Genomic DNA, 21,016 nt, shown 5'->3' on the forward strand with positions numbered 1-21,016 from the left:
GCCCGTTTCTGCAAATACCGGGCTAGCGCCGCCGCCGTCCGATGCCGGTCATCGCCAGCAGCGCCCCGAAGACGAACCCGCCGATGTGCGCGAACCACGCGACGCCCCCGCCCGTGGAGGCCGTGTCGACGATCGTCGCGTAGCCCGCGAACAGGTTCTGCAGGAACCACAGCCCGATCATCAGGAACGCCGGCACCGGCAGCGGGATGAAGATGAGAATGAAGAACGGGATGACGACGTGCACCGTCGAGCGCGGGAACCAGACGAGGTACGCGCCCAGCACGCCGGCCACCGCGCCGCTCGCGCCGACAACCGGCACCACGCTCGGCGGGTCCATCAGCCCCTGCACGAGCGAGGCGGCGATGCCCGAGGCGAGGTAGAAGACGAGGAACCCCGCATGCCCCAGCCGGTCCTCGATATTGTCCGCGAACACCCAGAGGAACAGCATGTTGCCGAGGATGTGGAGCCAGCCGCCGTGGATGAACAGCGCCGTGACGATGGCGAGGAGCGCCTCCCAGCGGGCGGCGCCCGTCAGCCCGGATTGCCCCCGCAGCGTGTCGAAGAACTCCTTCGGCTGGAAGCCCCACCGGCAGATGAACTCGTTCAGGTCGTTCGGCGGCGCGCGGAAGCCGTAGCACACCCCTGCCGTCTGCTCGGCGAACCGCTGCGTCGCCGAGCTCGTCGCCCGCGGCACCGTCGCGTCCATCCCCAGCATGGCGATGAAGACGGCCACGTTCGCGAGCAGGATGGCGTACGTGACCCAGGGGGTCGAATGCCGCCGCGTGCTGTCGCCGACGGGGATCACGCGAGCCCGTCCAGGTGGGCGGCATCGTTCATCCGCACCACCGTCAGCGGGCCGTCCCCGGCCTCGACTTCGAACAGGGCGCAATGCCGCACGTCGAACCGGAAGACGTGCGTCTCCGGCATGCCGAGCACCATCGAGAGCATGCAGTTGAGCGCGGTCCCGTGCCCGACGACGAGGACCGTCTCGCCGGCGTGCGCCGCGGCGATGTCCTGCAGGGCTGCGAACGTCCGCGCCCGCACGCCGGCGGTCGATTCGCCGCCTGGCGGCTGCCAGGCCGGGTCTTCGGCCTCCATCTGCGCGAAGCGAACCGGGTCGCGCCGGCGGACGTCGTCCTCGCGCTCCATCTCCCACTGGCCGTAGTGGCGCTCGCGGAGGTCGGCCCGGCGGACGGGTGCGATGGCACGCTCGCCGAGCGCCAGCCGGGCCGTTTCGACCGCCCGGGAGAGGTCCGACGTGTAGCAGGCGTCGATGGCCACCGCGGCCAGCCGTGCGCCGAGGGCCCGCGCCTGGGCTTCGCCGAGCGGCGTCAGGCGCGTTTCGCTGTGGCCGCAGAAGCGGCCCTCGACGTTTGCCACGGTTTGCCCGTGCCGGGTGAGCAGGATGCGCGTCCGCTGTCGTGTCATGGCCCTACAGGGTAGAGCGCGGCGGCCCGAGAGGGGAGCGGCGGGATGCCGCGGGCTGGCCGCCCGCGGCGCGGGATGGCTCGCCGCCTGCCGGCGGCATCGCCGCGGGATGCCGGCGCTCCGCGCCGGCGCTGGCCGGGGAGGTTGGAGGTTGGAGGTTGACGGCATCCCCGGCAGCATCACGCTCCCTCCCAACTCTCGACTCCCAACTTCCAACTCCGTAGTCGCGGGGCTCCGTCCCCGCGGGGCGCCATGCGCCCAACGGATGCTCCGGGAGGCGGGAGGATTCGGCGACCGGGGTGGGCCTCCCGGCCCTCCGCGGGGACGGAGCCCCGCGGCTACGGCTAGAAGTCAGCCTCCCTCCCGTCTCCCAGCTCCCTGCTCCTAACTCCCTCCTCCCAGCTCCCAACTCCCAGCTCCCAACTCCCCTCCCCCCGACGCCGCGGAGCGGCGCCATCCCGCGGCGCCGCCGCCGAAGGCGGCCAGCCATCCCCCGCGGCGCCAGCCGCGCCACCCCGCTACACTCTCCCAACTCCCAACTCCCAACTCCCAGCTCTCGAGGCGTCCATGTTCCCCACCGGCACCTTCCGCGGCTTCGATATCCGGCTCGAACCCCCCGGCATCGCGGTCATCACCTTCAACCAGCCCGACCGCCTCAACGGCCTCGCCCAGCCCATCAAGCGCGACCTCATCGAAGTCCTCACCCAGGCCCAGATGGACGACCGCGTCCGCGTGCTCGTCTTCACCGGCAGCGGCCGCGCCTTCTGCGCCGGCGACGACATCACCGGCCGGCCGCTCCCCGGCGGCCCCGCCCTCGTCCCTGACATTTTCCCCGGCCACCGCGAGGAGATCGGCACCTACAACGGCCTCCGCGTCCTCTCCCAGGCCCTCAACACCGCCGTCCGCAGCCTCGATAAGCTCTGCATCGCTGCCATCAACGGCGTCGCCATTCAGTCCGGCCTCTCCCTCGCCCTCGCCTGCGATTTCCGCATCGCCTCCAGCGATGCCCGCCTCGGCAGCGCCACGCTCCGCTTCGGCCTCCTGCCCGATGAAGGCGGTCACGCCCTCCTCGTCCAGCTCATCGGCCTCGCAAAGACGATGGACTTCCTCATGCGGAAACGGATCGTCTCCGCCGCCGAAGCCCTCGAGCTCGGCCTCGTCCACGAGGTCTGCGAACCGGCCGACCTCATGGACCGCGCCATGGCCCTCGCCCGCGAACTCGCCGACGGCCCGCAGGTCGCCATGCGCCTCCTGAAGCGCTCCCTCTACCTCGCCGCGGAGAGCACCTGGGCCCAGGCCCTCGAAGACATCGCTGCCCGCACCGCCATCAGCGATCACCACCCCGACGCGGCGGAGGGCGTGGCCGCCTTCCGCGAACGCCGCCCGCCCCGCTTCAACGCCTGGCTCGAAGGCCGCTGACGGCTCCGGTTCGATCATTCAGGTTTGAACGACCTGTCCGGCGGCGCGTCGCCGGCCGAACCTCCGGGTGAAAGGACAGGCCGCCCGGGGTTGGACCCCGGCAGTGGCCCCCGGCACCCGGATGTGGCGTAATCTCACCATGGGCGAAGCCCCGCAGCCCCAGCGGCGCCTCTCCTGGCCGGCCCTCAGCCCGGACCACGACAGCGTCCCGGACGCGGCCGACCCCGAAGGCACCTGGCGCGCCGGCGCCGCCCAGCGCGAACCGGCCGGCAGCGAGGCGCCCCCCTCCTTCGACTGGCTCTTCCGCGACCCGCGCCGCTGGGCGCCCCAGCACGGCCCCGCCGGCCGCGAGCCCCCTCCCGCACCGGCCCCGCTCCCGCTTCCCCGGCCCGCAGAGCCGGCCGGCCCGCCCGCCGCCGCGCCCGAAGCGGCGGGCCGCCGCGCCCGGCTTGGCGCCGTGGCGCGCGAAATCCTCGAAACCGTCCTCCTCGCCCTGCTCGTCTTCCTCGCCGTCCGCGCCAGCATCCAGCACTACCGGGTCGACGGCAGCTCCATGGCGCCCACGCTCGAAGACGGCGAATTCCTGCTCGTCAACTCGCTCGCCTACAGCCGCGTCGATGTCGCCGCCCTCGCCCGCTGGGTCCCCGGCTGGGAGCCCGGCCCGCCCGCCGAGCGGTACCTCTTCGGCGGCCCCCAGCGCGGCGATATCGTCGTCTTCCACCACCCCTCTGGCGTCCACCGCGATCTCGTCAAGCGCGTCATCGGCCTCCCCGGCGAAACGGTCGAAATCCGCCAGGGCACCGTCTACATCGACGGCCGCGCCCTCGTCGAGCCTTACCTCGCGGGCGGCGAGCCCGCCGTCGGTGACATGGCCCCGGTTCGCATCCCTGCCGATGCCTACTTCGTGATGGGCGACAACCGGAACCACAGCCAGGACAGCCGCGTGCTTGGCCCCATTCCCGCCGACCGCATCGTCGGCAAGGCGCTCATCACCTGGTGGCCGCGCGACCGCTTCGGCCCGGCGCCGAACGAGACGCCCCGCTTCGCCGCCGCCGAAGCGCCGGCGCCGGAGTGACGCCCGCCGGCCCGCTCAGGCCGTGAGCAGCTCCCGCACGCGGTCGATCGTCGCCGCGCTCACGCCCTGCTTCCGGAAGAACGCCTCTGCCCCGCCGTGGTGCTCGTGCAGCAGCTCGATGAACCCGGCCATCCGCTCCGGCGGCGTCGCCAGCCGCGCCCGGATCTCCTCCTCCGTCCCTTCCAGCTGCCGCCCGCTCGCCCGCAGGTAGGCCAGCAGCCGGTCGATGCTCGCGTCGCTCAGCCCGTACTCGTGCGCGATGTCCGCCGGGTCCGCCCCCAGCACGTCCATGATCATCCCGATGAGCACGCCCGTCCGGTCCTTCCCCGCCGTGCAGTGCACGAGGAACGGGTAGCGCCCCTCCTCGGCGAACAGTTCGAAGGCCCGCGCCAGCCGGTCGCCCCCGATGTCGAGGTAGTGCAGGTAGCGCCGCGGCGACGGCCCCGGCCCGTACAGGCCGTTCAGCTCCGCGATCAGCTCCTCCTGCCGCCACTCCTCGCGGAAGATCGAGAGCCGAACCACCCGGTCGCTGAGCGGGTGCGGCCCCTGCGCCAGCGCCAGCTCGTCAGGGTGCCGCAGGTCGAGGATCGTCCGCACCCCGATCGCCCGCTCCAGCACCTCCCGGTCCGCCGCCGTCATCGGCTCCAGCGCTCCCGAACGGAACACCCTCCCCGGCTGGAGCACCCGGCCCCCGGCCACCCGGTACGGCCCGACCGGCCGGAAATTGTGGACGCCTTCGAGGTCGCGGGGGAGGGTCGTATCGTGCATACCCCCATGCTACGCCATCGCCGCGAGCCGGGCGTTCACGAACCGTTCATCGAACGAGGTCAGCTGCCGCAGCTCGCCTCGCCGGCCGCAACGTTCAGCACCGCCGTGCGCGTCACCCCGTCCGCGAAAATCGCTTCCATCGTGATGCCGTAGCAGCCCGCTGCCGCGAAGGTCACCGTCACCCCGTGCACGTCCCGGAACGTCCCGGAGGGCGTCATCCACGTCACCCGCAGCGGCGTCGGGTTCGAGACGTCGTAGTAGGTCGCGCTCGCCCCTGCCTCCACCCGGACCGGCCCGGCAATCGCCGCGTACGGCCCCGCCGGGGTCGGTGTCGCCGTCGGCACGGGCGTGTTCGACGGAGTCGGCGTCGGCGGAACGGTCGGCGTCGCCGTCGCGGTCGCAGCGGGCGCGGCCGCCGCCCGGGTTGGTGTCGCGGTCGCGGTTGGCGAAGGCGTAGGCGAAGCCCCGGGCGCCCCGGGGGTGGCCGCGCCCCCGCCCGGGTTCGCCGGCGTCGAGGCGGCCCCCGGCGCGACGGGCACCGCTGTACGCGTGCCAGCCACGGCGGTCACCGGCGTGAAGCCCGCCGCCGGGCTCGGCTCCGGCTCCGCCACGAAGACCTGTCCGCCGCTGTCCCGGCCGAGGCTGCCGACCAGCAGCGCCGCCGCCAGCATCCCGAGACCCGCCGCGATCAGCACCCCGCCGGCGACGCTCAGGGCGTTCGTTCCCGCCGGCCCGCGCGTCCCGGCGGCCGGCGGCGCGAGCACTCCGAGCTCCCGCGCGAAATTGATGACCGCGGCTTCGAACTCCCGCGGAGCTTCCAGGTTCGCCGCGTGCCCCGCGCCCGGCAGCCGCACGACGCGCGCCAGCCCGTGCGGCAGCTGCGCGAGAAAGCCCGGCAGCACCTCCATGAAGTCCCGGTCGCGCTCCCCGGCGATGACCAGCACGGGCACCCGCAGCTCCGGCAGCCGCTCGAATGCGTTCACCGCCGGGATGAGCCCCTCCGCCGTGCCCGCCAGCCCCTCCGGCGTCAGCCGGTCGAAGTCCCGCACCAGCAGCGCCCGCGACGTCTCGTCCAGCCGCCTGCCATGCGCCGGGTAGAGCCGCGTCGCCTTCAGGAACGCCGTCCCCTCGGCCCGCACCCGCGCCGCCAGCGCCAGCATCCCCTCCCGCGCCGCCGCCGCCCACGCCGGCGTGCCCGCCGCCGACGCCGAATTGATGATGACCAGCCCCGCGAACCGTCCCGGCGCCGCCAGCGCGCACTGCACCGCCACGGCGCCGCCGAGCGAATGCCCGCAGAGGAGCGCCCGCGCATCGCCCAGGGCGTCCATCAGCCCGAGGATGCGCTCCACCGCCTTCGCCGGCGCGTACGCCGCCGGGTCCGCCGGGGCGTCCGAACCCCCGTGCCCCAGCAGCTCGACCGTGACGACCGTGAAGTGCTCCCGCAGCGCCGCCAGGTTTGCCGCGAACGATGCCGCACTCGCCGTGAAGCCATGCACCAGGTAAAGCGGCGGGCCGCCTCCCGGGTGCGGGTACCGCTCGTACGCGATGCGCTGGCCCGGCTCCCCGAAGAGCGGCATGCCCCGACTCTAGGCGGAACCCGCACCCCGGGCAAGCCTCCGGCCGGGAGGCGGGAACCGGGAGTTGGGAGTTGGGAGTTGGGAGTTGTCCTCCCTCCCGGCTCCCAACTCCCTCCTCCCTGCTCCACCGCCGCCGCGGAGCGGCGGCATCCCGCGGCGCCGCCGAAGGCGGCCAGCCATCCCCGCGGCGCCAGCCGCGCCACCGCCGCCGAAGGCGGCCAGCCGCCGCGCGCCCCCTCACCCGCGCGGCAGCCCGAGCCCCCGCTGCGCGATGATGTTCTTCTGGATCTCGCTCGTCCCGCCGCCGATCGGCCCGGACATCGCGAGCAAGTAGCTCGTCAATACCCGGCCCCGGAGCTGCGCCCACTTCGAACCCGGCTGGAGCGCGCCGTACGCGCCGAGCAGGTTCACGCCCGTGTTCGCGACTTCGATGCCGAGCATCGCCATCCAGACCTTGCCGATGCTCGCCTCGTAGTTCGGCACCTCCCCCTTCGCCTGCAGCCAGGCCGTCCGGAACGCGACCAGCCGGCCCACCTCCGCCTTCACCGCCAGGTCCGCCAGCTTCACCCGCACCTCCGGTTTGTCCCATGGCCGGCCGCCCGGGTGCCGCTCCTTCGCCCAGCGCACCAGGTCGTGGATCGTCCGCCGCGCCCCGGAGATCGCGGCGATGTTCGAGCGTTCGAAATCCAGCGTCGTGGTCGCCACGTACCAGCCGTTGTTCTCCCCGCCCAGGAGGTCGCGCGCCGGCACCCGCACGTCTTCGAAGAACACCTGGTTGAAATCGTGCCGGTAGGCGATGTTGTCGATGCCCTGGACCGTGATGCCCGGCGTCTTCATATCCACGATGAAGGCGCTGATCCCCTTGTGCTTCGGCTGGTCCGGGTCCGTCCGCGCCAAGAGCAGCATCCGGTCCGCCACGTGCCCGTTCGAGGTCCAGATCTTCTGCCCGTTGATGATGTAGTCGTCGCCGTCGCGCACCGCCCGCGTCTGCATGCTCGCCAGGTCCGACCCGCTGCCCGGCTCGCTGAAGCCCTGGCAGTACCACTCCTCGCCCGAAGCCATCTTCGGCAGGTAGCGGGCCTTCTGCTCCTCCGTCCCGTGCACGAGCATCGTCGGCCCGGTGATGCCGATAGTGAACAGCCGCCCGCCCGAGGGCGCCCGGTGGTAGGCCAGCTCCTCGTTCAGGATGAACTGCTCGATCGCCGTCTTCCCCATCCCGCCGTACTGCTCCGGCCACGCCGGGGCGAACCAGCGCCGCGCCCCGAGCTTCTTCGTGAACTCCCGCGCGAACGCAATCTGCTCCTCGTTGTCGAAGAAGTCGTCGTCGCCCTCGAACTCCGGCGGCAGCTCCGCCTTCAGGAACGCCCGCAGCTCGGCCCGCCAGGCCTCGGTCTCGGGGGAAAGCCGGAAATCCATCGTTGCCTCCTCGCGGTCTGCGCCCCGCCCCGGCGACTCCCGAGTGTACCCCAGCACCGCCCATCGCTCCCCCGCCCGGCGCTCCCCGGGCGCGCGTCACCGCGCCGTTCCCCTCCTGTCCCCCTCCGCGCCCGCCCGCAACCATCAGCTACCCGGGATCCCCTTTTGCGTGGAAGAACCGAGTCGAACTTGGAAACGAGAAGGGATCGCCGCATCCCCGTGAGCGGCCGCCTCCCCGATCGCATTCCCGATCACGCCCCCAGGATTGGGGACTCGATGGAGAGCACCATGCGTCGTCCGCACCTGCCCGGCTTCTCGGCCATCAGCAACATGAACATCGCCAACAAACTCGGCCTGATCGTGGCCGTCATGGCGATCCCCATCATCGCCCTGCTCGCCGTCCAGTTCTTCGCCCAGCGCGAGACCCAGCAGCAGGCTGCGAAAGAGCGCGACGGCCTCGAGTACATCTCCACCGTCATCCCCTTCCTCCGCGAAGTCCAGCTCCACCGCGGCCTCGCCCTCCGCGTCCTCGCCGGCGACGTCAACTCCGTCGAAACCATGAAGCAGTCCGAGCGGGCCGCCGAGAACGCCCTCGCCGCCATCAACGAGATGGACTCCCGCTACGGCGCGCGGTTCGGCACGAAGGACCTCGTCGCCTTCCTCAACCAGGAGTGGGCGACCGTCAAAGCGTCCACCAGCTCGGCCGAGACCGCCAACGCCGCCCACACCCGCCTCATCCAGGAGGGCATCTTCCCCCTCCTCTCCACCGTCGCCACCCGCTCCGAACTCGTCCTCGACCCCGACCTCGATACCCGCGCCGTCATCGCCGCCCTCACCGAATCGCTCCCGCGGCTCACGGAATCGCTCTCCCTCATCCGCGCGACCGGCACCGAAACGCTGCTCACCCGCGCGAACCTCACCGCCACCGATGCCCAGAAGATGTTCCTCTCCGCCCAGCTGGCCATCGCCACGGAATACGCCGAAAGCCTCGACCGCCAGCTCCAGGTGGCGATGAGCGAGAACCGCACCTTCAACGACACCCTCGACCCGGCCGTCCGCCGCGCCGGCACCGCCCGCTCGACCTTCTTCGATATGACGCGCAATCAGGTGCTCATCAGCGGCAACCTCTCCAACACCGCCGCCGAGGGCTTCTTCTACATGGGCGGCAGCGCCATCGATACCTCGAACCAGCTCCTCGCCGCCGCCCAGGAAACCCTCAACCGCCAGTTCGACCAGCGCGCCGCCGATGCCCGCCAGCAGTTCTACATGTTCGGCGGCGCTGCCGTCGCCGGCGTCGCCCTCGCGCTCCTCCTCGCCGTCGTCATCTCCATGAGCATCACCCGGCCGGTCCGGCACCTCGCCGAGGTCGCCGACCGCATCTCCCTCGGCGAACTCGATGCCCGCATCGACGTCGAATCCGACAACGAAATCGGCCGTCTCGCCGAATCGCTCCGCCGCATGCAGACGAGCCTCCGTGCCGCTATCGAGCGGCTCCGCCAGCGCCGCCAGCAGGCCGCCTAACCGCACCAGCGCAACGAGGGAGGTGACCGGCCATGCAGCCCGCCGAACCGCTCAGCCGCGAAACCGCCAGCCGCATCGCCCAGGCCGTCCGCCACGTCGAAGGCGTCCGCAGCGTCACCGTCTGCGGCCCCGAAGGCCAGCCCCTCGCCGCCGTCAACGAGCCCGACCCGGCCCGCGCCGCAGCGCTCGCCAGCTTCGTCGCCCTCCGCGCCGAGGCCCTCCCCACCGACGGCGACCTCCGCGGCATGGGCCGCCAGCTCGCCGGCAGCCGCTTCCTCCAGGCCGCCATCTCCGGCGGCCCCGCCGAGGCCGCCATCCTCCCCCTCCAGGGCGCCTACCTCTGCATCACCCACGCGCCCGGCCGCGGCCAGGCCATCGCCGCCGCGCTCCAGCCCATCATCCGCCGTTTCGGCGCTACCCCGTCCGCCAGGAGTTGACCGCCATGATGTTCCCGCGCGACCGCGTCGTTTACAGCAACCTCAACACCGCCTTCACCGCCTTCGATGCCCTCCTCGAAGACTGCCGCAGCCGCAAACTCACCGGCTACGTCGAAGTCGCCTTCCCCGGCTACACCGGCACCCTCATCCTCTCCGAAGGCGAAATCCTCAACGGCGTCGTCTCCGCCGGTCCCGACCTCATCACCGGCCCCGCCGCCATCCGCAGCATCGCCGAGCGCGCCACCGGCCGCGACGGGACCATCACCGTCTCCACGGCCTTCCCGGATGTCGTCCTCCTCATCAACCGGCTGATGGACAGCCGGCCCCTCTACAAGGACCTCACCAGCGCCTTCACCAGCCTCGACCGCCTGATCGCCAAGCTCCGCACCGATGCCGTCACCGGCTACGTCGAAGTCCACGTCACCGGCGATGCCGGCGTCGGCGTCATCTACCTCCAGGACGGCGAACCGATCGAATCCGTCTTCTCCGCCCCGCGCGTCCCGCTCATGTCCGGCCAGGACGCGCTCAACGCCATCGTCGCCGCCGTCAACGCCGCCGGCGGCACCTTCAACGTCTTCATCGAAGCGAGCGCCCCTGCTGCCATCGGCCTCCCCCGCCAGGCGCCCCAGGCCGAATCCTACCGGCATGACCTCCTCGCCTTCTGGGGCGACGTCCTCCAGCGCGTCGAGCAGTACGTCGACGGCATCTCGAAGCCGGGCCGCTTCGCCCTCGCCTTCAAAGAGACCCTCGTCAACCGCGCCGCCACCTACCCGTTCCTCGATCCCTTCGCTGCCGAATTCGCATACACCGGCGGGACCATCGAGTTCCATGGCCCGCTGCCCGAAGATTTCAGCAAAGCCCTCGGAGACTGCCTCGGCGATACCGTCTCCCGCCTCGCCTTCCAGCTCAAGCGCGCCGACCTCGAAACCCGCGTCCGCGCCGCGCTCGAAGGCATCAGCGAACGGCACGCCGCCGTCATCGACCGGTTCGGTCTCCGGGAGGAGTTCCAGGAGTTCGTCGCCTGACCAGGCCCGCCAGGGAGTCCAGCCATGGAGCGCGAGATCGAGCAACTCACCGCACTTCCCGCCGTCGAAGGCGCCTTCCTCTGCGATAACCGCGGCGACGTCATCGTCAGCTCCGACCCCGCGGTCCTCGCCACCGTCACCATGAACACCATCGGCCGTGAAATCGGCCGCGCCTTCGTCGCCCTCCAGGCTGCCGGCTTCCAGGCCAGCCGCATCGACCTCACCTACGACTCCTGGCGCCTCCTCGCGCAGGATATCGGCGACGCCGTCCTCTTCGTCATCGCCCAGCCCGCTGTCGACATGGCCATCGTCCGCATGACCGCCGACGTCGTCACCGCCGCCTGGAAGAAAGACCCGGCCGCCCAGAAGCGGCTCCAGAAACACCGCTCCGAGCGCGCCCAGCTCGTCAACCGCACCGCCCTCGACCCGGGCTCCTGGCTCAGCTGGAACGTCATCGCCCAGCGCAGCCAGTAGCCTGCCGCAGCCCGCGCCCCAGGGAGGACACCCATGCCAGAAGGACTCACCGGCAGCCTCGCCCAGCTTCCCCTCGTCGACCTCCTCAAGATGCTCGCCGCCGGGGGTCAGACCGGCCGCCTCGAGCTCTCCTCCGGCCTCGACCTCGGCGATATCTACCTCCACCGCGGCCAGCTCGTCCATGCCGAGGCCGCCGGCGAGTGGGGCGAGCCCGCCTTCGCCCGGCTGGTCACCTGGCCCAACGGCCAGTTCCGCTTCATCCCCGGCGAAGAAGCCCCCGAGCGCACCATCACCCGCACCCTCGAGCAGCTCCTCGCCGAGGCTGCCCGCGTCGCCAGCGAACGCGAGGCGATCCGCCGCGTCGTCCCCTCCATGGATGTCGTGCCGCGCCTCGCCCGCAAAGCGCCGGGCCCCACCGTCACCATCGACGCCGCCGACTGGGAGGTCATCGCCCTCCTCGACGGCGCCCGCACCGCCGCCGGCCTCGCCGCCGCCCTCGGCGTCGACGACTTCGAAGCGATGCGCCGCCTCTACCGCCTCAAGCTCGCCGGCCTCGTCGACCTCGAAAAGCCCCAGCAGCTCGCGCCGGCCGCGCGGGCCCTCGCCGGCCCCCAGTTCTTCCAGGCCCTCCATACCGCCGTCGCCGCCGCCGTCGGCCCCCTCGCCGAGATCATCATCGACGACTGCCTCGACGCCATGGGGCACACCCGGCAGGACTTCCCCCGCGACGGCATCGCCCGCCTCGCCGAGGCGATCAGCGCCGAGATCACCGACCCCGAAAAGCGCGTGAAGTTCCAGCAGACGATGCTCGCCATGCTCCGCGGCCAGGCCGCCTGAGCCGAGCCGCGGGCCGGCGGCGCCTCAAAGCCCCTGCGCGAACTCCTCGCCCAGCAGCTCCCGCAGCTTCTTGAGGGCCCGCCCCTGGCGGGCCTTCACCGCGTCCACCGTCACCCGCATCGCCTCCGCCGTCTCCGCCAGCGACAGCCCGTGCAGAAAGCGGAGCGTCACCACCTCCGCGTCCGCCCGCGGCAGCTGCGCCACCGCCTTCGCCAGCGCCATCTGCTCGGCATGGCCTTCGAGCCCTGCATGCGGCGTATCGAACGCCTCCAGCGCTACCGCCGGCGGCGCCCGGAACAGCCGCCGCCGGTGCTCCGTCACCACGTGCCGCGCGATCCCGAACAGCCACGCCCGCGGCGGCAGCCCGCGGTCCTGCAGGTGCTCCGCGCTCTTCCACGCCTGCTCGAAGACCAGCGACGCCAGGTCCTCCGCGTCTTCCGCCGACGGCACCCGCGAATACGCATAGCGGTAGATGGCCGGCATCTCCTGCTCGAACAGCACCCGCCACGCCCCCGGCTCCCGCCGCCGCAGCCGTTCGATCAGCCCGGCCTCCGTGCGGGCCGTTCCCGCCGCGCCCGCAGCCGCCTCCTCCCCCGGTGCCCGCCGGGGCGCGGAGGCGAGCGCCGCCGCCAGGCCGCCCCAGCGCAGGACGACGGCGGTCATTCAGTCGTCCTCATCGTCGTCATCGTCGTCGTCATCGTCGTCCGGCGTCGGCGACGGCGGCGGCGGTGTCGGCGCGATCGTCGGACCCGGCGTCGGCGGCGGCGTCACTGCCGGGGTCGGCGGCAGCGTGGGCGCCGGGGTCGGCGGCGCCGTGGGCGCCGGGGTGGGAGCCGCCGTCGGCGTCGCGGCTGGCGCCGGCGTCGAAGTGGCGGTCGCAGTCGCTGCCGGGGTTGGGGCCGCCGGCACCGGGCTCGGATTCGCCGGCGCCGTCTGCCCGGGCGCCGGGCCGCTGCCCTGGCCCGCTGTCGCCGCCGGCGTCGGCGTCGTCCCTGCGCCCGCCCCAGTCCCGGGCGTCCCCGTCGGACCGGCCGTCGGCGTCGCCGGCGCCCCGGTCGGCGTCGGCGTCGGTGCCGCGGCATCCCCGCCCGTCTCCCCGCTCCCCCCGGGCGCCAGGTTCCGGACGGCGTTCACCACGAATTCGCCCGCCCCGCGCAGCGCCGCCGTGGTATCCACCCCGGCCGCCGTCGCCCCGCCCACTGCCGCCGCGAACAGCACCGCGCCGGCGGCCAGCCGCTGCACCAGCGGCCGCCGCTCGCTCCCGATGCCTGCCCAGCCCAGCAGCCACGCCGCCGCCCCGCGCCGGCGCCGCGTCCGGTCTTCGAACCGCGCCCACATCCGGTCCATCGCGTCCCGGTCCGGGCCGGGCACGCGCAGCCCGCTCACGGCGCGCGCCAGCGCCGCCAGCTCCGCTGCCTCGCGGTCCGGCGGGGCGCTCCCGCTGAGCGCTGCTTCGATGCGGTCCCCGGTATCGTCTGCCATCCTGTCACACGGCCACCATCGGCAAATTGCGGAACCGATGGGTCACCGGTCCCACAGGATACATCGGCCCCGCCGGCCGAAAGGTGTCAGCCGCTCCCAAAAACTCCCCGCCTGTGCTCTACTACCCGCATGCCAACCACCTTCATCGTCGTCGGCAGCTCCAGCCGCGAACCTTCCACCGCCGGCCGCATCGCCGCCTTCATCGTCCGCTGGCTCGTCACGGCCGCGGCCGTCTGGGTCGCCGCCGCCCTCGTCCCCGGCATCCACCTCGACGGCCTCGGCAGCACCCTCGCCGTCGCGCTCATCCTCGGCCTCCTCAACGCCTACCTGAAGCCGCTCCTCGTCATCAGCGCGCTCCCCGGCATCGTCCTCTCCCTTGGCCTCGTCCTCATCCTCATCAACACTGCCCTCCTCGCCCTCACCGCCTGGATCGCCGGCAAATTCGACAGCATCCGCTTCGCCATCGACGGCTTCTGGAGCGCCTTCTTCGGCGCCATCCTCATCAGCATCGTCAGCTTCCTCCTCACCCGCTTCATCAACCCCGGCCGGGTCGCGCGCCGTTTCGAGTGACCCCGCCCCCATCCTTTTGCCTCGCGCGAATCACCTGCGTAGGATGACCTCGCCGCCGACCCGCCGGGCGGCGAGCACCCACGGGGCACCCGCATGCGCATCATCGACGGCATCTACCAGCTCCTTACCCCGTTCCCGCAGTTCACCATCGACGACGCGAAAGCCCTCCGCCGCCAGCTCCAGGAGCACCCCCGCGTCACGAAGGGCCTCCCCTACGTGCTCCCCTACCTCCTCAAGGACGGCGGCGACGTCGTCCTCGTCGATTGCGGCTGGAACACCGACTCCGCCTACCAGGCTCTCGAAGAGGGCATGCGCGAGCACGGCAGCCACCCCGCCGAAATCCAGCGCCTCGTCATCACCCACATCCACCCCGACCACTACGGCATGGCCGGCCGCCTCAAGCAGCTCTCCTCCTGCGACGTCGCCGTCCACGAAAAAGACGCCGACGTCATCGCCACCCGCTACTTCGCCCCCCGCGCCCTCACCGACGAGATGGCCCGCTTCATGGAGCTGAACGGCGTCCCGCCCATGGCCACGCCCCAGATGGCCCAGGGCTCCATGGGCATGCTCGGCGCCGTCGCCGCCGTCCCGCCCGATACCCAGCTCAAAGGCGGCGAAACCTTCAAGGTGGGCAGCTTCGACTTCGAAGTCATCTGGACTCCCGGCCACTCCCCGGGCCACATCTGCCTCTACGAACCGAACCGCAAAATCCTCCTCACCGGCGACCACATCCTCCCCACCATCACCCCCAACGTCTCCATCCACGCCCAGACGCACGGCAGCCCCCTCGGCGACTACATGCGCTCCCTCGAAGCGCTCGTCGACCTCGACGTGCAGCTCGTCCTGCCCGCCCACGAGTTCGAAATCACGGACCTCAAAAAGCGCATCCGGGAAATCAAAGACCACCACGAGATCCGGCTCGACGAGATGCTCGCCTGCGTCGACCGCGGCGGCTCCACCGCCTGGGAAGTCGCCGGCCGCGTGAAGTGGGCCACCGGCAGGCTCGAAGAGTTCGAACCGTGGATGCAGCGCGCCGCCGTCGGCGAGACCCTCGCCCACCTCGAATACCTCTTCGAGCTCGGCCGGCTCGCCAAGGTGATGCGCGGCAAACAGCTCTACTGGCTGCCGGTGTAGCCGCAGCCCCGCCTACCCGTCGTCCTCCTCCGGGCCGTGCGCCCGGCCGGACAGCGCCTCCGGGATGATCCGCCAGCCGACGATGCCGCGCTGGCCGAACCGCTCCTCCAGCGCGCTCACCGCCCACGCCGGCGCATCCGCCAGCCGCCGGTAGAACGCCGCCGCGAACTCCCCGAACTCCAGCGGGTCCGCCACCTCCACCCACTGCCCGTGCCCCGAGACGGAGGCCCACTCCCACGGCCCCGTCGTCGCCGTGCTGTCGACCTGAAACGCCACGCGGCCGTTCGCCCGCCCCATCTCCACCTTGCGCCCCGGCGTCGTCAGCCCGCAGAGCGCGCCCTCCGCCCAGGCGTAGAACATCGGCACGAGGAAGTGCCCGTCGGCGCCGAAGAACGCCACGCGCACCACGCGCTCCTTCGCGAGCACGAGCTCCACCTCAGCCGGCGTCAGCGGCCGCGTCCCCATGCCCCCGATCCTGCCGTCCCGCGGCCCCGCGGGCCAGTCAGCCGTTCAGGCCCAGCTCCTGCCGGATCAGCTCGCAAATCTCGAACGTCGGCCCCTCCGCCTGCAGCGTCGACTGCATCTTGTTGATCGTGACCGCCACGGCCAGCCCCACCTCCGGGTCCGCGAACGCGATCGACCCGCCGGCGCCCGGGTGCCCGAACGCCGTCTTGCGCGGCCCCGTCGCCCCGTGCTGGCCCGCCACCTTGCCGCCGTTGAAGAAGCCGATGCTCTTCGGCAGCGGCATCATGATCACCCGGTCCGGCTCCTCGGTCTGGATGGCGCTCATCAGGCCGATGCGCTCCTTCGAGACGAGCCGGACCCCATCGACGACGCCGCCGTTCGCCAGCGCGCCGTACATCTTCGCCAGCGCCCTGGCCGTGAAGTGCCCGTTCGCCGCGGGCAGGCAGGCGCGCCGCACCCGCATGTCGTTGAAGTTCCACCCCAGCCGCGGCGGCATCGCCTTGAAGAAGTCGTGGTCCGGCGGCAGCTGGAACATCGCCGCCCGGCCCTGCTGCTGCTGGCCCTGGCTGCCGGCCGCCGCCTGCTCCTCCGCCGTCAGCAGCGTCGCCAGCCGCTCCTCCACCCCCTCCGGGATGCCGATGTACATCTCGCCTTCGAGCCCGAGCGGGCGCGCAATCTCGTCCGCCAGCACCTGCTGGATGTGCCGCCCGTCGGCGTGCTGGATGATCCCGCCGGCAATCCAGCCGTAGGTGATGGCGTGGTAGCCCGTCGCCGTCCCCGGCGTCCACGCCGGCACCCCTTCCTCGATGTACCGGAGCCCGTTCTCCCATTCCAGCAGCGGCGCCGCGCCCTCCGGCGTCATCGGCATCGCGTGCAGCCCCGCCTGGTGGCTCATCGCCTGCGCCACTGTCACCCGCTCCTTCCCCTGCTGCCCGAACGCCTCCCAGTACCGCGCCACCGGCTGCTCGTACTCGATGACGCCGCGGTCGGCCAGGATATGGAGCGCCGTCGCCGCCACGCCCTTCGTCGTCGAAAAGCTGCTGAAGAGCGTATCCGGCCCCACCGGCCGCGGGTCGCGCGGCCCCATCTGCCCTGCCCACGTGTCGACGATCTTCTCACCGGCCAGGTACGCGCACACCTGCGTCCCCAGCTGCGTCCCCCGCGCAATCTGCTCGAGCAGCAGCGCGTGCACCTTCTCGTTCAGCGCTTCGTTCACCATCGCGGTTCCCCCATGCAATGGAAGTCGTGTGCCGCGCACTCTACGCCTCCCGAACCGGCTTCGAAACTCCCGGCCCGCTGCTTACCGCCGCCGAAACGGAAAGATTGCATCGCGGGGACTTTCCCATTGCACAGCCCGGTCGACAATGCCTGTGCGGCATCCCGCCGCCAAGGAGCCTCGATGTTCGAAACCCTCAAAAAGCCGTCGCTCGCCTTCTTCAGCATCGGCCTCGCAGCCGCCCTCCTCGCCGCCGCCTGCAGCGGCAAAGACGACAGCGGCGGCGCATCCGCCACCACCCCCGCCGGCGGCAGCGGCGACGCGACCGCGCCAGCCGGCTCCAGCCCCACGAAGGCCGCCGGCGCCACCCCCACGAAAGCCGCCGATTCCGGCGGCGGCAGCGACGACCTCCCCGCCGAGCTCAAGAAAGTCTCTGAGCAGATGCAGAAGCTCAAGTACTCCGCTACCTACGCCATGACGGCCGACGGCCAGCAGACCGAACTCAAGATGGTCCAGGACCCGCCGAAGCAGTACGCCGCCGGCTCCATCGAAGGCAACGAGTTCGTCTTCATCTTCGACGGCAAGGATTCCTACACCTGCTTCAAGGTCGGCGGGACTGGCACCTGCACGAAGTCCAGCACGGGCGGCAACCTCCTCGACCCCGGCGACATCGCCAGTGACGTCGACCTCCAGGCTACCTACAAGAAAGTCGCCGACCGCAAGGTGAACGGCATCGATTCCCGCTGCTGGGAGACGTCGCTCAAGAGCCAGCCCGGCACCACCACCCTCTGCGTCGCCAAGAGCGACCCCGTCGTCACCCTCGTCGAGGGCGACGGCCTCAAGATGGAGCTGAAGACATTCTCGAAGAGCGTCGACAGCAAACTCTTCGAGCCGCCCTTCCCCGTCCAGTAGCCGCCCGGCTGTTCCGCACGTTCGCCGCAAGAACGGGGGCTCCCCGGGCGGGGAGCCCCTTCTGTTCGCTTGCTCCTCAGACCGGCTCCAGCGTGCGCCACGGGAGTGGCGGCAGCTCGACCGTCACCCTGTCACCCGGGCGGACAGTGCCCCCAGCTTCCACCACACCCATCACGCCCGCGAGCCGCTGCAGCGCGCCGCCCGGCCGGTGCTCCAGCAGCGCCGCCATGAGGCCCGGCGCGAAGTCGTCCAGCTGGCGGCACGGGTTCCGCAGCCCCGTGACCCGGACCGCCGCCCCACAGCCGATGCGCAGCAGCGTTCCCGCCGGCAGCGCAAGCAGGTTGACGCCCCGAGTCGTGAAATTCTCCCCGAGGCTGCCCGCTTTCACGCGGAAACCCCGCGCCCGGAGGTCCGCCAGCAGCTCCTCTGCGATCAGGTGAACCTGCCGGAGGTTCGGTTGCCGCGGGTCCCGCATCACGCGCGAACGGTGCTGCACCGTTGCGCCCGCGTGGGCATCCCCCTCGAGCCCGATGCCGGCGACGAGCCGGCCCTCCGGCATTGGGCGTTTCGAAAAGTCGTGCCCGGGGCTCCGGCAGAAGGCGACGAGCACGCCCATACCGCCACTATACCGGCAGGGGCTCCGTGCGCTCAACGCACCCGCTGCGCCCGGCGCGAAAGCGTGCCGCCCCGGGGTTACCGGGGCGGCGCTCTCTCGAACCTCGGGCGGCCTCAGACGGCTTCGATGACCTCGCCTTCGACGACGTCGCCGTCGCTGTCCCGGCCGGCCGGGCCCGCCGGCTCCGCGTCGACCGCCGTGAACCGGAATTCGCCGTCGGCGAAGTCGACGACCACCTTCTGGCCCTCGCGGAACTCGCCGGCGAGGATCCGGCGCGCCAGCTCGTTCTCCAGCCGCCGCTGGACCGTCCGCCGCAGCGGCCGCGCGCCGTACACCGGGTCGTACCCCTCGCGCACCAGCTCAGCCTTCGCGGCCGGCGTCAGCTCGAAGTCGATCCGCCGCTCCGACAGACGCTTCCGCACCTCGTTCGCCAGCAGGTCCACGATCTGCGTCAGCTGCTCCTGCGTCAGCGGTTCGAACACGATGATCTCGTCGATCCGGTTCAGGAACTCCGGCCGGAAGAACTCCCGCAGCGCCTTCTCCACCGAGCCCTGCAGGATCTCCTGCTCGCTCATCTCATCCGACCGCACCGTGAAGCCGAACGTCGCCCGCTCCTGCGCGCTCGTGCCCAGGTTGCTCGTCATGATGATGACCGTGTTCCGGAAGTCCACCGTCCGGCCCTGGCCGTCCGTCAGCCGGCCGTCGTCCAGCACCTGCAGCAGCGTGTTGAACACGTCCGGGTGCGCCTTCTCGATCTCGTCGAACAGGATGACCCGGTACGGCCGCCGCCGGACCGCCTCCGTGAGCGCGCCGCCCTCCTCATAGCCGACGTAGCCCGGCGGCGCACCGATCAGCCGGCTCACCGAGTGCCGCTCCTGGTACTCCGACATGTCGATCCGCACCATCGCGTCCTCGGTGTCGAACAGGTACTCGGCCAGCGCCTTCGCCAGCTCTGTCTTCCCGACGCCCGTCGGCCCGAGGAAGATGAACGAGCCGATCGGCCGCTTCGGGTCCTTCAGCCCGGCCCGCGCCCGGCGGATCGCATCCGAGACCGCTTTGATCGCCCGGTCCTGCCCGATGACCCGCTGGTGCAGGAACTCCTCCATGTGGAGCAGCTTCTCCTGCTCCGTTTCCTCCAGCTTCGAGACCGGGATGCCCGTCATCTCCGCCACGAGCTTCGCGATGTCCTCGGCCGTCACCCGGCGGTCCATCTCCGGGTGCTCCGCTTCCCATGCGGCCTTCCGCCGCTGGTACTCGTCCTGGAGCTGCAGGATGCGCTGCTTGATCCGGGCCGCCGCTTCGTAGTCCTCCCGCTGGACGGCCGCCTCCGTCTCCAGCGCCAGCTCCTCCAGCTCCTCCTGGAGGTCGCGCAGCTCATCCGGCAGCGACTGCGCTTCGATGACGTGCTTGCTCGCCGCCTCGTCGATCAGGTCGATCGCCTTGTCCGGCAGCCGCCGCTCGGTGATGTACCGCGCCGAGAGCCGCGCCGCCGCCTCGATGGCGTCGTCCGTGATCTCCACCTTGTGGTGCGCCTCGTACTTCGGCCGCAGCCCCTTCAGGATCGCGACCGTGTCGTCGATGCTCGGCTCCTCCACGTACACGGGCGCGAACCGCCGCTCCAGCGCCGGGTCCTTCTCGATCCGCTCCCGGTACTCGTCCAGCGTCGTCGCGCCGATGACGTGCAGCTCGCCGCGGGCCAGCGCCGGCTTCATCAGGTTCGAGGCGTCGATCGCGCCCTCCGCCCCGCCGGCGCCCATGACCGTGTGCAGCTCATCGATGAACAGGATCACCTGCCCCTCGGCCTGCTTCACCTCGTCCATCACGGCCTTCAGCCGCTCCTCGAACTCGCCGCGGAACTTCGAGCCCGCCACCAGCGCGCCCATGTCCAGCGCCAGCAGCCGCTTGCCCTGCAGGTTCTCCGGCACGTCGCCGGCGACGATCCGCTGCGCCAGCCCTTCGACGATCGCCGTCTTGCCGACGCCCGCCTCGCCGATGATCACCGGGTTGTTCTTCGTCCGCCGGTTCAAAATCTGCATCACCCGGCGAATCTCCGCCTCGCGGCCGATGACCGGGTCGAGCTTCCCCTGCCGGGCCAGCTCCGTCAGGTCCGTCGAATACTTCTCCAGCGACTGGTAGCGGCTCTCCGCCGTCTGGCTCGTCACCCGCTGCCTGCCGCGGATGTCCTGCAGCGCCCGGTAGATGCCTTCCTTGGTGACGCCGAACTCCGCCAGCAGCCGGGTCGCGCCGCTCTCTTCGTTGTCCGCGATGGCGATGAGCAGGTGCTCCACGCCCACGTACTCATCCTTCAGCCGCTCCGCCTCGGCGTTCGCCACCTCCAGCATCCGCACGACTTCCGGCGTCGTGTAGATCTGCACCACGTCGTAGGCCAGCGTCGGCAGCGCATCGACTGCCCGGGCCACCCGGTCCTTCAGCCGCCGGGTATCCACGTTCAGCTTCTGCAGCACCTGCTCCGCCAGCCCGCCCTTGTGGTTCACCAGCGCCCAGAGGACGTGGGGCACCGACCACTGGCTGTTGCGCTTCTGCCGCACCAGCTCCTGCGAGGCCGCCAGCACCTCCTGCGCCTGCTCCGTGAACCTGTCCTGTCGCATCATCGTTTCTGTCTCCTCGTTCGCTCGAATGCCCA

General features: G+C 71.6%; 22 protein-coding genes. 11 read left to right on the forward strand and 11 right to left on the reverse strand.

Going from position 1 to position 21,016, the window contains the following annotated elements; all coding sequences use genetic code 11:
- Nucleotides 1-22: 22 nt before the first annotated feature.
- Nucleotides 23-805, reverse strand: a complete 783-nt coding sequence (locus O0235_RS08895) for a rhomboid family intramembrane serine protease (RefSeq protein ID WP_270055437.1) — start codon at nucleotides 803-805, stop codon at nucleotides 23-25.
- Nucleotides 802-1,428, reverse strand: a complete 627-nt coding sequence (locus O0235_RS08900; protein ID WP_270055438.1) for a histidine phosphatase family protein — start codon at nucleotides 1,426-1,428, stop codon at nucleotides 802-804. Before O0235_RS08900 ends, O0235_RS08895 begins: the two co-directional genes overlap by 4 nt.
- Between O0235_RS08900 and O0235_RS08905 the strand changes: the two genes are divergently transcribed.
- The 3 genes from O0235_RS08905 (at nucleotide 1,422) to lepB (ending at nucleotide 3,922) form a co-directional block, all read left to right on the forward strand.
- The gene (locus O0235_RS08905; RefSeq protein WP_270055439.1) at nucleotides 1,422-1,652 is read left to right on the forward strand and encodes a hypothetical protein; all 231 of its coding nucleotides are present in this window, start codon (nucleotides 1,422-1,424) and stop codon (nucleotides 1,650-1,652) included. The genes O0235_RS08900 and O0235_RS08905 overlap by 7 nt on opposite strands.
- A 343-nt stretch (nucleotides 1,653-1,995) precedes the next feature.
- Nucleotides 1,996-2,847 (forward strand): enoyl-CoA hydratase/isomerase family protein, encoded by an 852-nt coding sequence (locus tag O0235_RS08910; protein ID WP_270055440.1) that lies wholly within the window; start codon nucleotides 1,996-1,998, stop codon nucleotides 2,845-2,847.
- 139 nt (nucleotides 2,848-2,986) lie between these two features.
- Complete coding sequence (lepB, locus tag O0235_RS08915) at nucleotides 2,987-3,922, forward strand: signal peptidase I (RefSeq protein ID WP_270055441.1); 936 nt, start codon at nucleotides 2,987-2,989, stop codon at nucleotides 3,920-3,922.
- A 15-nt stretch (nucleotides 3,923-3,937) separates the two neighbouring features.
- On the opposite strand, the gene O0235_RS08920 is transcribed toward lepB, so the two are convergent.
- The 3 genes from O0235_RS08920 to O0235_RS08930 all read right to left on the reverse strand — a co-directional run bounded on the left by O0235_RS08920 (nucleotide 3,938) and on the right by O0235_RS08930 (nucleotide 7,683).
- Complete coding sequence (locus O0235_RS08920) at nucleotides 3,938-4,690, reverse strand: tyrosine-protein phosphatase (protein ID WP_270055442.1); 753 nt, start codon at nucleotides 4,688-4,690, stop codon at nucleotides 3,938-3,940.
- A 59-nt stretch (nucleotides 4,691-4,749) separates the two neighbouring features.
- Complete coding sequence (locus O0235_RS08925; RefSeq protein WP_270055443.1) at nucleotides 4,750-6,267, reverse strand: alpha/beta fold hydrolase; 1,518 nt, start codon at nucleotides 6,265-6,267, stop codon at nucleotides 4,750-4,752.
- A 237-nt stretch (nucleotides 6,268-6,504) separates the two neighbouring features.
- Nucleotides 6,505-7,683: an acyl-CoA dehydrogenase family protein gene (locus O0235_RS08930; protein ID WP_270055444.1), complete on the reverse strand. Its 1,179-nt coding sequence runs from the start codon at nucleotides 7,681-7,683 to the stop codon at nucleotides 6,505-6,507.
- 276 nt (nucleotides 7,684-7,959) lie between these two features.
- On the opposite strand from O0235_RS08930, the gene O0235_RS08935 reads away from it, so the two are divergent.
- From O0235_RS08935 to O0235_RS08955, 5 genes are read left to right on the forward strand one after another with little or no spacing between them, the layout of a single operon-like run.
- Complete coding sequence (locus O0235_RS08935) at nucleotides 7,960-9,204, forward strand: HAMP domain-containing protein (RefSeq protein ID WP_270055445.1); 1,245 nt, start codon at nucleotides 7,960-7,962, stop codon at nucleotides 9,202-9,204.
- A gap of 32 nt (nucleotides 9,205-9,236) precedes the next feature.
- Nucleotides 9,237-9,641 (forward strand): roadblock/LC7 domain-containing protein, encoded by a 405-nt coding sequence (locus O0235_RS08940; RefSeq protein ID WP_270055446.1) that lies wholly within the window; start codon nucleotides 9,237-9,239, stop codon nucleotides 9,639-9,641.
- 5 nt (nucleotides 9,642-9,646) lie between these two features.
- Complete coding sequence (locus O0235_RS08945) at nucleotides 9,647-10,666, forward strand: hypothetical protein (protein ID WP_270055447.1); 1,020 nt, start codon at nucleotides 9,647-9,649, stop codon at nucleotides 10,664-10,666.
- Between the two features lie 24 nt (nucleotides 10,667-10,690).
- Entirely contained in the window at nucleotides 10,691-11,140 is a 450-nt protein-coding gene (locus O0235_RS08950) for a hypothetical protein (RefSeq protein WP_270055448.1), read from the forward strand.
- 33 nt (nucleotides 11,141-11,173) lie between these two features.
- The gene (locus O0235_RS08955; RefSeq protein WP_270055449.1) at nucleotides 11,174-11,977 is read left to right on the forward strand and encodes a DUF4388 domain-containing protein; all 804 of its coding nucleotides are present in this window, start codon (nucleotides 11,174-11,176) and stop codon (nucleotides 11,975-11,977) included.
- A gap of 24 nt (nucleotides 11,978-12,001) precedes the next feature.
- On the opposite strand, the gene O0235_RS08960 is transcribed toward O0235_RS08955, so the two are convergent.
- Together O0235_RS08960 and O0235_RS08965 are read right to left on the reverse strand one after the other, a co-directional pair.
- A complete protein-coding gene (locus O0235_RS08960) occupies nucleotides 12,002-12,640 on the reverse strand; it encodes an RNA polymerase sigma factor (RefSeq protein ID WP_270055450.1) in 639 nt (212 codons plus the stop codon).
- The gene (locus tag O0235_RS08965) at nucleotides 12,641-13,459 is read right to left on the reverse strand and encodes a hypothetical protein (protein WP_270055451.1); all 819 of its coding nucleotides are present in this window, start codon (nucleotides 13,457-13,459) and stop codon (nucleotides 12,641-12,643) included. It abuts the gene before it with no gap.
- Between the two features lie 129 nt (nucleotides 13,460-13,588).
- Between O0235_RS08965 and O0235_RS08970 the strand changes: the two genes are divergently transcribed.
- On the forward strand, nucleotides 13,589-14,029 hold the full coding sequence (locus O0235_RS08970) for a phage holin family protein (protein ID WP_270055452.1): 441 nt from the start codon (nucleotides 13,589-13,591) through the stop codon (nucleotides 14,027-14,029).
- A gap of 93 nt (nucleotides 14,030-14,122) precedes the next feature.
- Nucleotides 14,123-15,163, forward strand: coding sequence for an MBL fold metallo-hydrolase (locus O0235_RS08975; RefSeq protein WP_270055453.1), 1,041 nt, complete (start codon nucleotides 14,123-14,125; stop codon nucleotides 15,161-15,163).
- 12 nt (nucleotides 15,164-15,175) lie between these two features.
- On the opposite strand, the gene O0235_RS08980 is transcribed toward O0235_RS08975, so the two are convergent.
- Both O0235_RS08980 and O0235_RS08985 read right to left on the reverse strand, forming a co-directional pair.
- Entirely contained in the window at nucleotides 15,176-15,628 is a 453-nt protein-coding gene (locus O0235_RS08980; RefSeq protein ID WP_270055454.1) for a pyridoxamine 5'-phosphate oxidase family protein, read from the reverse strand.
- 37 nt (nucleotides 15,629-15,665) lie between these two features.
- A complete protein-coding gene (locus O0235_RS08985; RefSeq protein WP_270055455.1) occupies nucleotides 15,666-16,847 on the reverse strand; it encodes a serine hydrolase domain-containing protein in 1,182 nt (393 codons plus the stop codon).
- 180 nt (nucleotides 16,848-17,027) lie between these two features.
- Between O0235_RS08985 and O0235_RS08990 the strand changes: the two genes are divergently transcribed.
- On the forward strand, nucleotides 17,028-17,756 hold the full coding sequence (locus tag O0235_RS08990; protein WP_270055456.1) for a hypothetical protein: 729 nt from the start codon (nucleotides 17,028-17,030) through the stop codon (nucleotides 17,754-17,756).
- A 76-nt stretch (nucleotides 17,757-17,832) separates the two neighbouring features.
- On the opposite strand, the gene O0235_RS08995 is transcribed toward O0235_RS08990, so the two are convergent.
- Both O0235_RS08995 and O0235_RS09000 read right to left on the reverse strand, forming a co-directional pair.
- Entirely contained in the window at nucleotides 17,833-18,372 is a 540-nt protein-coding gene (locus O0235_RS08995) for an MOSC domain-containing protein (RefSeq protein WP_270055457.1), read from the reverse strand.
- A 113-nt stretch (nucleotides 18,373-18,485) separates the two neighbouring features.
- Nucleotides 18,486-20,981, reverse strand: a complete 2,496-nt coding sequence (locus tag O0235_RS09000) for an ATP-dependent Clp protease ATP-binding subunit (RefSeq protein WP_373324431.1) — start codon at nucleotides 20,979-20,981, stop codon at nucleotides 18,486-18,488.
- Nucleotides 20,982-21,016 lie beyond the last annotated feature (35 nt).

The sequence above is a fragment of the Tepidiforma flava genome (assembly GCF_027594505.1).
Classification (GTDB): Bacteria; Chloroflexota; Dehalococcoidia; order Tepidiformales; family Tepidiformaceae; genus Tepidiforma; species Tepidiforma flava.